The 11,846-nt window shown below is 62.2% G+C and carries 8 protein-coding genes; 6 read left to right on the top strand and 2 right to left on the bottom strand.

From position 1 onward, the window contains the following. Positions 1 to 62 precede the first annotated feature (62 nt). The 3 genes from EJB06_RS14625 to EJB06_RS14615 all read left to right on the top strand — a co-directional run bounded on the left by EJB06_RS14625 (position 63) and on the right by EJB06_RS14615 (position 6,620). Positions 63 to 2,282, top strand: a complete 2,220-nt coding sequence (locus tag EJB06_RS14625; RefSeq protein WP_126074771.1) for a TonB-dependent receptor — start codon at positions 63 to 65, stop codon at positions 2,280 to 2,282. Positions 2,283 to 2,565: 283 nt separating this feature from the next. Next, positions 2,566 to 3,435, top strand: a complete 870-nt coding sequence (locus EJB06_RS14620) for an REP-associated tyrosine transposase (RefSeq protein WP_126074770.1) — start codon at positions 2,566 to 2,568, stop codon at positions 3,433 to 3,435. A 1,361-nt stretch (positions 3,436 to 4,796) separates the two neighbouring features. Continuing rightward, on the top strand, positions 4,797 to 6,620 hold the full coding sequence (locus EJB06_RS14615; RefSeq protein ID WP_126074769.1) for a S8 family serine peptidase: 1,824 nt from the start codon (positions 4,797 to 4,799) through the stop codon (positions 6,618 to 6,620). A gap of 77 nt (positions 6,621 to 6,697) precedes the next feature. On the opposite strand, the gene EJB06_RS14610 is transcribed toward EJB06_RS14615, so the two are convergent. Then, a complete protein-coding gene (locus EJB06_RS14610; RefSeq protein ID WP_229427090.1) occupies positions 6,698 to 7,618 on the bottom strand; it encodes a lipase secretion chaperone in 921 nt (306 codons plus the stop codon). A 10-nt stretch (positions 7,619 to 7,628) separates the two neighbouring features. Further along, entirely contained in the window at positions 7,629 to 8,540 is a 912-nt protein-coding gene (locus EJB06_RS14605; RefSeq protein ID WP_126074768.1) for a lipase family alpha/beta hydrolase, read from the bottom strand. Positions 8,541 to 8,826: 286 nt separating this feature from the next. Here EJB06_RS14605 and EJB06_RS14600 point away from each other — a divergent pair, with 286 nt between their 5' ends. The 3 genes from EJB06_RS14600 to EJB06_RS14590 all read left to right on the top strand — a co-directional run bounded on the left by EJB06_RS14600 (position 8,827) and on the right by EJB06_RS14590 (position 11,714). Beyond that, a complete protein-coding gene (locus tag EJB06_RS14600; protein ID WP_229427089.1) occupies positions 8,827 to 9,504 on the top strand; it encodes a TetR/AcrR family transcriptional regulator in 678 nt (225 codons plus the stop codon). Between the two features lie 92 nt (positions 9,505 to 9,596). Then, positions 9,597 to 10,670, top strand: coding sequence for a DNA polymerase IV (dinB, locus tag EJB06_RS14595; protein ID WP_126074767.1), 1,074 nt, complete (start codon positions 9,597 to 9,599; stop codon positions 10,668 to 10,670). A 147-nt stretch (positions 10,671 to 10,817) separates the two neighbouring features. Further along, positions 10,818 to 11,714, top strand: a complete 897-nt coding sequence (locus EJB06_RS14590; RefSeq protein ID WP_126074766.1) for a recombination-associated protein RdgC — start codon at positions 10,818 to 10,820, stop codon at positions 11,712 to 11,714. Positions 11,715 to 11,846 lie beyond the last annotated feature (132 nt).

The following is an 11,846-nucleotide window of genomic DNA, read 5'->3' as shown; positions in this document are numbered from 1 at the left end:
GTAGAGCAGGAGACAGGAATTCTTTCGTCGTACGCTTCATCAACTTTTTCCAGGGAACTCGAATGATCAAGATGTCCAAGATGCACAAGCGCGTTATCGGCGCGCACGGCGCCGTGCTGGCCCTGACGGCACTGCTGCCGGTCGCGTCGGCCATGGCCCAGGCGCAAGTCCAGGCGCAGGCTGCTCCGGAACTGCAAACCGTGACCGTGACCGCCCAGCGCCGTACCGAGAACATCAAGGAAGTGCCGGTCTCCGTCACCCTGCTCAAGGATGAGAAGCTCGACGTGCTCGTCTCCGGCGGCCAGGACATCCGCGTGCTGGCCGGCAAAGTGCCGAGCCTGAACGTGGAATCGTCGAACGGCCGCACCTTCCCGCGCTTTTACGTGCGCGGCTACGGCAATACCGACTTCAATACCTTCGCCTCGCAGCCGGTCTCGCTGATCTACGACGACGTGGTGCAGGAGAACCCGATCCTGAAAGGCTACCCGATCTTCGACCTGGCCGGCGTGGAAGTGCTGCGCGGCCCGCAGGGCACCCTGTTCGGCCGCAACACCCCGGCCGGCGTGGTCAAGTTCGAATCCGAGAAGCCGAAGCTCGACAGCTTTGGCGGCTACTACAACGCGTCGGTGGCGACCCATAACACGGTCAACGTCGACGGCGCCGTGAATATTCCGCTGAGCAAAGAATGGGCGGCGCGCTTCTCGACCCTGCGCCAGCACCGCGACGATTTCGTCGACAACACTTTTACCAAGCAGGAAGACGCGCTGGAAGGCTACAACGAGCACGCCGAACGCCTGCAAGTGCTGTACAAGCCGAACACGACCTTCAACGCCCTGTTCAATGTGCACCAGCGTTCGACCACGGGCAGCTCGCGTCTGTTCCGCGCGAATATCATCAAGAAGGGCACGAACGACCTGGTCGACGGTTTCGACGCCGCCAAGATCGCCAACAACGGCCTGAACTTCCAGGCCCTGCGCACCAACGGCGCCAACGTGCGCCTGTCGTGGGACCTGGGCGCGCTCAAGCTGTACTCGATCACCGGTTACGAAGGCGTGGACCACTACCTGAGCCGCGGCGACATCGACGGCGGCGTGCCGGCCGGTCCGGGCGTGATCCCGTTCCAGGTCGAAACCGCCGGCGGCATCGGCGACGTCAAGCAATACAGCCAGGAACTGCGTGTCGAATCGAAAAACAGCGGCCCGATGAACTGGCAGGCTGGCCTGTACTACTTCAACGAAGACGCCACCGGCTCCACCGACAACTACAACAGCGCCACCGGCGCGCACACCTCGCGCCTGGTCAGCCACCAGAAGAATACCGCCTGGGCGGCGTTCGGTTCGGTCAACTACGTCATCAGCGATGCCTTCAACCTGCGCGGCGGCCTGCGCTACACCAACGACAAGAAGGATTTCAACACCGTCTCGGCGTGGAACGTGGTGCAGATCGGCCCGGGTTCGGTGGGCGAGAGCAGCAACAAGGCCAACTGGGACCTGAGCGGTACCTACAAGCTGAACAAGGATGTCAACGTCTACGCGCGCGTCGCGACCGGTTTCCGCGCGCCGAGTATCGCGGCGGCATCGGCCTCGGTGCCGATCACCGTGGCCGATGCCGAAACCATCACCTCGGTCGAAGCCGGCGTCAAGGCCGACCTGTGGAACCGCCGCGCGCGCGTGGCTTTCAGCGTGTACGACTACGAGGTCAAGAACCAGCAGCTGACCGTGGTCGGCGGCAACTCCAACGTCAACCGCCTGATCAACGCGGCCAAGACCAACGGCCGTGGCGCCGAGCTGGACTTTGAAGGTTTCGTCACCAGCAACTTCAAGGTCTCGGCGGGCGGCAGCTACAACTTCACCGAAATCCGCGACGGCAGCATCTCGGTCAACAAGTGCGCGCAGTGCACGATTACCGATCCGCTCAATGCCGCCGGACGCGTCGTCATCGACGGCAATCCATTGCCGCAGGCCCCGAAGTGGATCCTCAACGCCACCGCGCGTTACTCGATGGACCTGGGCGAAGGGCAACTGTTCGTCTTCACCGACTGGGCATACCGCAGCAAGATCAATTTCTTCCTGTACGAAGCGAAGGAATTCACGGGCAAGCCGCTGGTCGAAGGTGGTTTGCGCGTCGGTTACACCTGGGATAGCGGCAAGTACGAAGTGGCCGCCTACGGCCGCAATATTACCGGCACCGAAAGGATTGTCGGCGGTATCGACTTCAACAACCTGACCGGTTTCACCAACGAGCCGCGCCTGTGGGGTGTTCAGTTCAAGGGCAACTTCTAAGCTGCCTGGGCAGGACAAAAAGCCGCGCGCGATCGCGGCTTTTTTTTCGTCCGTGTCCACTTCGGTGCCAGGTCTGACAATCGGACACGGACTCATCCATTAATGTCCACTTCGGTGCCAGGTCTGACAATCGGACACGGACTCATCCATTAATGTCCACTTCGGTGCCAGGTCTGACAATCGGACACGCACTCATCCATTAAATCCGTCCTGATCATCGCAATGTGGCTAGATGCTGCGTGTGCTCAAGCAGCGAGCGAAAAACTGTTGCTAGAGTCGCTCGATGACCAGACCGCTCAGACTCGAATTCCCCGGGGCGCTATACCACGTTACCGCACGTGGAAATCGTCGCCATCCGATCTTCCTGGATCACGCTGACCGCCGCGCCTGGCTAGGTGTACTGCGTGATGCGTGCGCACGCAACAACAGCGTCGTGCATGCTTACTGTCAGATGGGAAATCATTTTCATTTGCTCATCGAAACCATCGATGCCAGGCTGTCGGCGTTCATGGGGCAGCTCAACGGCAGCTATGCGCGCGGCTTCAACCGGCGCCACGGCACTGTCGGGCATTTGTTTCAAGGCCGGTATCACGCCCTGCTGGTACAGAAAGAAAGCTATTTGCTGGAGGTCGCGCGCTATATCGTGCTCAACCCGGTTCGCGCGGGGCTTGTCGCCTCGCCTCAGGATTGGGAATGGAGCAGCTACCGCTGGACGGTGAACCATGTCCATGCGCCGTCCTGGCTCGACACGCAATGGCTGCTGGGACAACTCGCTGCAACGCCCGGCGCGGCGGTGGCTGCCTACCGTGACTTTGTCGCACGCGGGATTGGCGCGGATAGTCCGCTTAAGGATGCCAGGCATGCCTTGCTTCTGGGTACGCCACTGTCGATGGAAGAGGTTCACGCTGTCGCCAGCCGTGCATCTTCCGACATCGTCAGGCTGCAGCGTTGCATCTCTGTAATGTCTCTCACGCAATTCCAAAGTCAATTTCCGGAGCGCGACGAGGCCATGGCGCGTGCATTCCGCAGCACTGCGTTCACGATGAAACAGATCGGCGCACATTTCGGCGTGTCGTACAAGACCGTCAGCCGGGCGGTGCACCGCTACGAAGCCGCATTACGATCCGAAGCTGCCATCCTGGCAAAGTCCTGAACCGACGTACACCTCGACCGCAGTGCCGGCCAGGGAAATTTTGCGCCTACGGGATGAGCTCGTGTCCAAAAGTCAGACCTGGCACCGAAGTGGACAGAAGCTGCCATCCTGGCAAAGTCCTGAACCGACGTACACCTCGACCGCAGTGCCGGCCAGGGGAATTTTGCGCCTACGGGATGAGCTCGTGTCCAAAAGTCAGACCTGGCACCGAAGTGGACAGAAGCTGCCATCCTGGCAAAGTCCTGAACCGACGTACACCTCGACCGCAGTGCCGGCCAGGGGAATTTTGCGCCTACGGGATGAGCTCGTGTCCAAAAGTCAGACCTGGCACCGAAGTGGACAGAAGCTGCCATCCTGGCAAAGTCCTGAACCGACGTACACCTCGACCGCAGTGCCGGCCAGGGGAATTTTGCGCCTACGGGATGAGCTCGTGTCCAAAAGTCAGACCTGGCACCGAAGTGGACAAAAGTCAGACCTGGCACCGAAGTGGACATGTTGCCCCTGTCGGATGAGCTCGCGTCCGAAAGTCAGACCTGGCACCGATGTGGACAGTCGGATGAGCTCGTGTCCGAAAGTCAGACCTGGCACCGATGTGGACATGTTGCCCCTGTCGGATGAGCTCGTGTCCGAAAGTCAGACCTGGCACCGATGTGGACATTTGCGGAGTTTGCTGATTTTGGTAGGAATATTGCGTGCCCATCTGTCAGATGGGGGATTGGGCGGAAGTAAGCCAATATCGTTGCAGTCTGTCAGACTGGACGCCAAAAGTACCGATGACTTTCTCCCCGACTGTCGGAATTTTCACCGTCCATTGGCGCCTCCTTCATAGGAGAAAAAGCCCTGCCGCATCGGCTTGCGTCGAACGGCGCAACAGCGTCTCACTTCCTTGAACACCACCGCCACCCCCGCCATCGCCTGTATGGGCCTGCCTGAACTTTTGGCAGATGCCGACGGTCTACAGCATATTCACGTTAGCACAGGAAATTGTTCTAAATCATTCATCCGATCTCGTCCTTCATCCGGGATGCAATGTTCATTGCTTATCAAAAACTGTTCATTTTTAGACAATTAACAGTCGAATGTTCAGAAATAGACAAAAATGAACAAGTTTGCATTTGGAAAAAAGCAAAACTTGCCAAATTAACTTTGCTCGCAGAAAAATTTTTGGCTTTTTGTGTTGCGAAACCGCCGAATCCGGTTGGAAATTTCCAAAAATCGTCATGAATCAAAGTAATGTACAACGCTCGCTGACAAAAGGCGGGGCTACGTTGCAGAACAACGTGGAGACAATGGGAAGGCGACGGCTAAGCGCTGCCACCTATCCTTTATAAAATGTTCATCGGAAAACTTAAGGAACGACAATGAAGCATTCGCAATCGAAGTACCCATCCTTTCTGACCTTCTGCGCCGCCGCCGTGATCACGGTCGGTCCCGTGTTCGCCCACGCCAGCGTGCTCGATATCGAATCGAACGCGAAGGTCCAGCCGGCAGCGACCACCACCGACCGCATGATCGTCAAGTACAAGCAGACCGGCCCTGTCGTGCCGGGCGCCGCCATCATGGCCGCACCGAGCAAGGAACGCCTGGCGATCGTCCAGCGTTCGGGCCAGCAGTTCGGCCTGACCATGCAAGCCCTGCACACCACCGCCAATGGCGCCCAGATTCTCAAGCTCGACAAGAAGATGGACGTGCAGGAAGTCGCTGCCATCGCCAAGGACTTGATGGAGCGCGACAGCAGCATCGAATACGCCGAGCCGGACCGCATCATGCATCCGCTGTTCACCCCGAACGATCCGCGCTACTCGGAGCAGTGGCACTACGGCGACACCACCGGCGGCCTGCGCCTGCCTGCGGCGTGGGACCTGGCGACCGGCACCGGCGTCGTCGTCGCCGTGCTCGACACCGGCTTCCGTCCGCACGCTGACCTGTCCGGCCAGTTCGTCGGCGGCTACGACTTCATCACCGACACCAAGATCGCCAACGACGGCAACGGCCGCGACAGCGATGCCAGCGATCCGGGCGACGCCGTCGTCGCCGGCGAGTGCGGCAACGGCCGTCCGCTGCAGAACCAGAACTCGAGCTGGCACGGTACCCACGTGGCAGGCACCATCGCCGCCAAGACCAACAATGGCGTCGGCGTGGCCGGCGTGGCGTTCAATTCCAAGGTCCTGCCGCTGCGCGTGCTGGGCAAATGCGGCGGTTACACCTCCGATATCGCCGATGCGATCACCTGGGCATCGGGCGGCACCGTGTCCGGCGTGCCAGCCAATCCCAACAAGGCGCGCGTGATCAATATGTCGCTCGGCGGCGGCGGCGCTTGCGACACCACCACCCAGAACGCCATCAACGGCGCCCGTTCGCGCGGCACCGTGGTGATTGTCGCCGCGGGTAACGACAACGTGAACGTGAGCGGTTCGAGCCCGGCCAACTGCTCGGGCGTGGTGGCGATCGCCGCAACCCGCAAGGACGGCGGCCGCGCTTCGTACTCCAACTACGGCACCCTGATCGACGTGGCTGCGCCTGGCGGCGACACCGGCGGCCTGATCCTGTCGACCCTGAACGCCGGCACCAACGCACCTGGCGCGGACAACTACGCCAACTACGCCGGTACCTCGATGGCAACGCCGCACGTGGCCGGTGTCGCTGCGCTGATGCTGTCGAAAAATTCGGCCCTGACGCCGGACGAAATCGAAAGCAAGCTGAAGTCGACCGCGCGCGCCTTCCCTGCCACCTGCAACAGCTGCGGCACGGGGATCGTCGATGCGCTGGCAGCGGTGAAGTCGGTCACCGGCGGCACCACGCCGCCGCCAGCCGGCACCACCATCAACGAAACGGAAAGCAACAACGGTACGACGAGCGCGAATGCGGTGACGGTCAGCGGCACGACCGTCAATGGCAATATGGGTTCGAGCACCGATTCCGACTTCTTCGTCGTGCAACTGCCAGCGGGTAAAACCCTGACGGCAGCGCTGACCATCAACAACAGCAGCGCCGACTACGACCTGTATGCCTACAACAGCGCAAGCACCCAGGTCGCCCTGAGCGAAAACGGCGCCGGCGTGGCCGACAGCCTGAGCACCACCAATACCGGCACCACCACCGCCATCCGCTATGTACGCGTGAAGTACTACAGCGGCGGCACGGGCGCCACCAGCGGTACGTACTCGCTGAAACTGTCGTGGTAATGTAAGCGACTGCGGCGGCCTGGCCGCCGCATGAAAACAAGGGGACGACCGGCTTGCCGCTCGTCTCCTTGTTGCGCCTACTCGTAGGCGCCCAGGCGGCGCTGCTCCTCGGCCGAAAAATGCCGGTCGCGCACCTGCTGCTGCAGCGCTTCCGAGCCCGTCCCCACCTCGGCCCGCTGCGCCAGGTAGGCCTTGATGCGCCCCTTCCACGCCGCCTCTTCGCGATCGAGCTCGGCCAGACGGCCGGCCGCTTCCGGCGAAAACGCCGCCGCCCGCAGCCGGTACACCTCGTCGTCGCCGGCGCCCTGTTCGCGCAGCTTCTGCACCGACGCTTCCATCCGGATCACCCTGGTCGGCGCTTCGCGCTCTTCGCGCAGCGCGGCCGGCATGCGCCGGTCCAGCGCCGCCATCCGTTCTTCGCGCTGCACCGGCGTGAGCGTGCCATCCTGCTCGATGTCGAGGCGCGCCAGCGTATCGGCGTCGTACGCATCGCTGGCGCCGAACAGCCCGCTCGCCTCGGCCGCGCTGAAAAACTGCGGCCGCAGGCGCTGCTTGAGTTCGAGCCGCGCGCGCGCCGCCCTGGCCAGGTCGGCCTGCGGCGCCAGCGTTTTTTCGGCATCGGCCAGCGCGCGCTTGTAATCGAGATAGCTGCCCAGCAGGCGCTTGGCCTGCGCCGCCGGTCCGGGCGCGAAGCGGCGTTCCAGCTCGCGCTCGATCTCGGCGCGGATGGCGCGCAAATCCTTCTCGCCCAGCCCGGCCAGGTAGTAGTCGAACAGATGCCCCAGTTCGGCGTCGATCACCAGCTGGCCGCCGGCGTCCAGGCGCACGTCGCCATCGGGCCGGGTGCCTTCCATCGACCGCACGAACGCAAACGGGTCGGCCGCCGCCGGCGGCGCTGCCGCCACGGCGGCCACCTCGGGCCTCGGGTAAGCGACGGCCACCAGCGCGGCCGCCAGCGCGCCGGCGCCCCATGTTTTCCAGTGCATGCGTGCGGTCATGGCAGCCTCCTTACAGACCGAGCGCCTGCAGGCGGTTCGCCTGTTGACGGAACACGGTCACGGGACTGGTTTCGAACAGGTGCACGATGCCGATGAACTGGTTCACTTCATCGAGGTGGTTCATGGCGTAGTCGTCGCGGATCACGCGTCCCAGCCGGCTCGAGCAGCTGCTGACCAGGCCATCGTTCTTGCCGCCGAAGGCGGCGCCGGTCAGCGCCATGAACGGGTCGATCGCATCGAACACATTGGTGTACGGCTGCGCCCCGCTCCACGAGAAGTAGTACACGCCGTTGACATAGTTGGCGCCTTCGCCGCAGGCGGTGGTCGGCACGCCCTGCGGATGGCGCTTGTTAAAGGCGGCCGCGCCGGCCGTGGTCAGCGATTTGAGCGCGGCCTCGCCATCCTGCGGCAGGCCGGAGCGGCCGGTCAGGAAGTCCATCAGCGCGGCCACCGCGTTGGCCAGCGCATTGCCCACCTCGGGCGCGTTGCCGGTCAGGATGTCGGCAACCCTGGAGCCGCGGTTCACGCCGGCCACCGAGCTGACCGAAGCGACCAGGTTGGGCGCCACCGAGGCGACGTAGCGGATGGTCGGTCCGCCATGGCTGTGGCCGATCAGATTGACCTTGGCGGCGCCGGTGGCGGCCATGATCTGCTTCACTTGCGAGAGCAATTGTTCGCCGCGCACTTCGGTACTGTTGGCGCCCGACACGGTGACGGTATAGACTTTCGCCCCGCCGCTGCGCAGCGCCGAGGGGATGCCGTAGAAGTATTCGACCGGCCCCAGCTTTTCGAAGCCGAACAGGCCGTGCACCAGCACGATGGGATACTTGGTTTGCGTGTAACCCGCGGCCTGGGCCTGGGCCGGGAGGACGAGGATGGCGAGAAGAAAAACGGACAGGCACTTCCAAAAGCGATTCATCATTGTTGTCTCCATTGATGGTTTTGTGTGAAGTTGACGAAGGAAACCGGAGTTGCGCAGTTCAAGCTGGGCATTCCTCCGGCTACCGGGCAAACACCCCTGTTCAGGCTGTTTAACGAATTAGAGCGAGCGCTCGGTTTTTTGAATGTAGCACCGGCGTATGCGGAAAGCATCGCGCAGTGCAGCATCCGGCGCGGTTCTTTTGGCCTTTGAATTGATCTGTGGTTTTAACGAGCTATAATCATTCTCGAAACCAACTCTAGCGGTAGACGCAACTATGGGAACGCCGGTGTCCACCCGCTTTGACTTCGCCCAGTTCGAAAAGATGACGCCGCTCAACGGCGACACCATCTGGGCCTACATCGTCGACCGCCACGCCGAGCGGATCGGCGTCAAGCGCCGCAAGCCGGCGCTGGAAAACATGGAAAAAATCTTCGGCGCCACGTTCCGCCTGGCCAACGAAGTCGGCTTTCGCGCGATGAGCTTGCGCGACCTGTGCCGCGAGACCGGCTTGTCGATGGGCGGGCTGTACGGCTATATCGACAGCAAGGATCAGCTGGCGGAAATGATCGAGGACGTGGTGCGCCATGCGAGCCTGGAATTGCCGCGCATGTTCCTGCACGTGCAAGCGCCGCTGGAGCGGCTCGAATCGCTGGTGCGGGCGACGATTTACCTGTCCGAAATCTTGCAGCCATGGTTTTATTTCGTGTACATGGATTCGCGCGTCCTCAATTTCGAGCAGCGCGGCATGGCGAAGCAGTCGGAACTGTCGATCCAGTCCGAGATCGCCGACATGATCGGCCAGCTGAAGCCAGCACCGCATGGCCGGCCGGACTTGCTGGCGGCCCATATCGTGGCCATGTTCCAGGATTGGTACATCAAGCGCTGGAAATACCGCGCGGCCAAGGTGCATGTGGACGATTTTGCCGACAGCACGCTGGCGGTGATCCGCAGCCACCTGGCTTAGCCGACAACTCCCTTCCTGCTTGCAACAATTCGGATTTCAGTGAATACTGTATGCAATTACAGTAGTTGCCCTGACAAGGCACACCCGTCCGCGTGAACGCCCCAGCCCGAAAAATCATCCATTGCGACTGCGACTGTTTCTACGCCGCCGTCGAGATGCGCGACAATCCCGCCCTGCGCGAGGTGCCGCTGGCCGTCGGCGGCCGCCCGGACCAGCGCGGCGTGGTGGCCACCTGCAACTACGAAGCGCGGCGCTACGGCATCCATTCCGCCATGGCCACCGCCCAGGCCCTCAAGCTGTGCCCGGACCTGGTGGTGATCCCGCCGGCCATGGAAAAATACCGCATCGCCTCGCGCCAGATCCTGGCGATCTACGGCGACTACACCGACCTGATCGAACCGCTCTCGCTCGACGAAGCCTATCTCGACGTCTCCGACTCGCCCCACTGCAAGGGCAGCGCCACCCTGATCGCGCAGGAAATCCGCAAGCGCATTTTCGCGACGGTCGGCATTACCGCCTCGGCCGGCGTGGCGCCCAACAAGTTCGTGGCCAAGATCGCCAGCGACTGGAACAAGCCCGACGGCCTGTGCCTGGTGCGCCCGGACGAGGTCGACGCCTTCGTGGCCGCCTTGCCGGTCAAAAAACTGCACGGCGTGGGCAAGGTCACCGCCGCCAAGCTCAACAAGCTGGGCGCGCAGACCTGCGCCGACCTGCGCAACTGGACCATGCTCGAACTGCAGCACCACTTCGGCAGCTTCGGCACCCGCCTGCACGACTTGTGCCGGGGCATCGACAACCGCGCCGTGTGCAACGAACGCGAAAGGAAATCGGTCAGCGTGGAGGAGACCTACACCCCCGACGTGCCCGACCTGCCGGCCTGCATCGCCCTGCTGCCGGAACTGTTCGACAACCTGAACGCGCGCATCGCCCGCGCCGGCGCCCAGAAGAGCGTGCAAAAGTTATTCGTCAAACTCAAATTTTCCGACTTTCACCAGACCACCGTGGAATGTGTTGGCACCGCGCCACATGTGGGGCAATACGCCAAACTGATGGAAACCGGCTATGCGCGCGGCAAGCAGCCAGTGCGCTTGCTGGGCGTCGGAGTCCGCCTGGGCGAGGCCGAAAACCTCGAACAGTTAAGCCTGTTCGCCGATGCGGACGTGTAAAATGTCGTTCCCTTCGCACAGATGATTTGTCGCGGACGACGCAAGTCCTGCCTCCGGGGCAGGCCGTTACGCAGGAAGTGGCAGCGCTGTCGCGCGCCTTCCTGCTTCACCCCGCTGTAAATACTGACTCAAACAAGGTAAAGCACAATGTGGTTCAAGAATCTTCAGATTTACCGCCTTCCCGCACCGTGGGCCTTCACTCCCGAGCAACTCGAAGCGGCGCTGGCGCCCATGAGTTTCGTTCCGGCCACCAGTAACGAATTGCTGCGCCAGGGCTGGGATTCGCCGCGCAACAACGGCATGCTGGTTCACACCGTCAACAAGCAGATGCTGATCCTGCTGGGCACCGAAAAGAAACTGCTGCCCTCGTCGGTGATCAACCAGGTGGCCAAGGCCAAGGCGGCCGAGCTGGAAGAAGCCCAGGGCTTCGCGCCGGGCAAGAAAGCCATGAAGGAACTCAAGGAAAGGGTGGCCGACGAATTGCTGCCGCGCGCCTTCAGCATCCGCAGCAACACCTTCACCTGGATCGATCCGGTCAACGGCTGGCTGGTGGTCGACGCCGCCAGCCCGGCCAAGGCCGACGAAGTCATCAAGCTCTTGCTCAAGGCGGTCGACCGCATGCCGCTGGAAAGCCTGCGCGTGCAGCGCTCGCCGGTAGCCGTGATGACGGCCTGGCTGGAAACCGACGAAGCGCCGGTGGGTTTCACCATCGACCAGGATACCGAATTGCGCGCCACCGGCGAAAGCAAGGCCGCCGTGCGTTACGTGAAGCATGCGCTGGAAGTGGAAGATATCCGCCGTCACATCGCGGCAGGCAAGCAGTGCACGCGCCTGGCGATGACCTGGGACGACAAGATTTCCTTCGTGCTGACCGAGTCGCTGGCGATCAAGGGCATCAAGCCGCTCGACGTGATCAAGGAAAGCGACACCAGCACGCGCAACGACGAAGAACGCTTCGACAACGACATGATGCTCATGACCGGCGAACTGGCCAAGATGATGAGCGACGTGGTGGAAGCGCTGGGCGGGGAAGCGAAGGCGTAATCGCTCACAGGAGCCTGATGGCGCTCACTTGAGCTCCGCCATTCCCGCCTGCGCGGGAATGGCGGAGCAAAGGCGCGGGGGCAAAAGAGCTTATCCTGGCGGCATTACTCACAGGGGCCCGCCCCGCCAGCA

This window comes from Massilia atriviolacea (assembly GCF_003953935.1).
GTDB classification, from domain to species: domain Bacteria; phylum Pseudomonadota; class Gammaproteobacteria; order Burkholderiales; family Burkholderiaceae_D; genus Telluria_A; species Telluria_A atriviolacea.
Note: the sequence above shows the minus strand (reverse complement) of the source record. Positions and strands in the feature narration are given on the sequence as shown.

What these genes read in the sequence shown, in the direction of transcription:
- EJB06_RS14610 (WP_229427090.1), bottom strand. Translation starts at nt 7,618, where the DNA reads ATGACCGCACGCATGCACTGGAAAACATGGGGCGCCGGCGCGCTGGCG.
- EJB06_RS14625 (WP_126074771.1), top strand. Translation starts at nt 63, where the DNA reads ATGATCAAGATGTCCAAGATGCACAAGCGCGTTATCGGCGCGCACGGC.
- EJB06_RS14620 (WP_126074770.1), top strand. Translation starts at nt 2,566, where the DNA reads ATGACCAGACCGCTCAGACTCGAATTCCCCGGGGCGCTATACCACGTT.
- EJB06_RS14615 (WP_126074769.1), top strand. Translation starts at nt 4,797, where the DNA reads ATGAAGCATTCGCAATCGAAGTACCCATCCTTTCTGACCTTCTGCGCC.
- EJB06_RS14605 (WP_126074768.1), bottom strand. Translation starts at nt 8,540, where the DNA reads ATGATGAATCGCTTTTGGAAGTGCCTGTCCGTTTTTCTTCTCGCCATC.
- EJB06_RS14590 (WP_126074766.1), top strand. Translation starts at nt 10,818, where the DNA reads ATGTGGTTCAAGAATCTTCAGATTTACCGCCTTCCCGCACCGTGGGCC.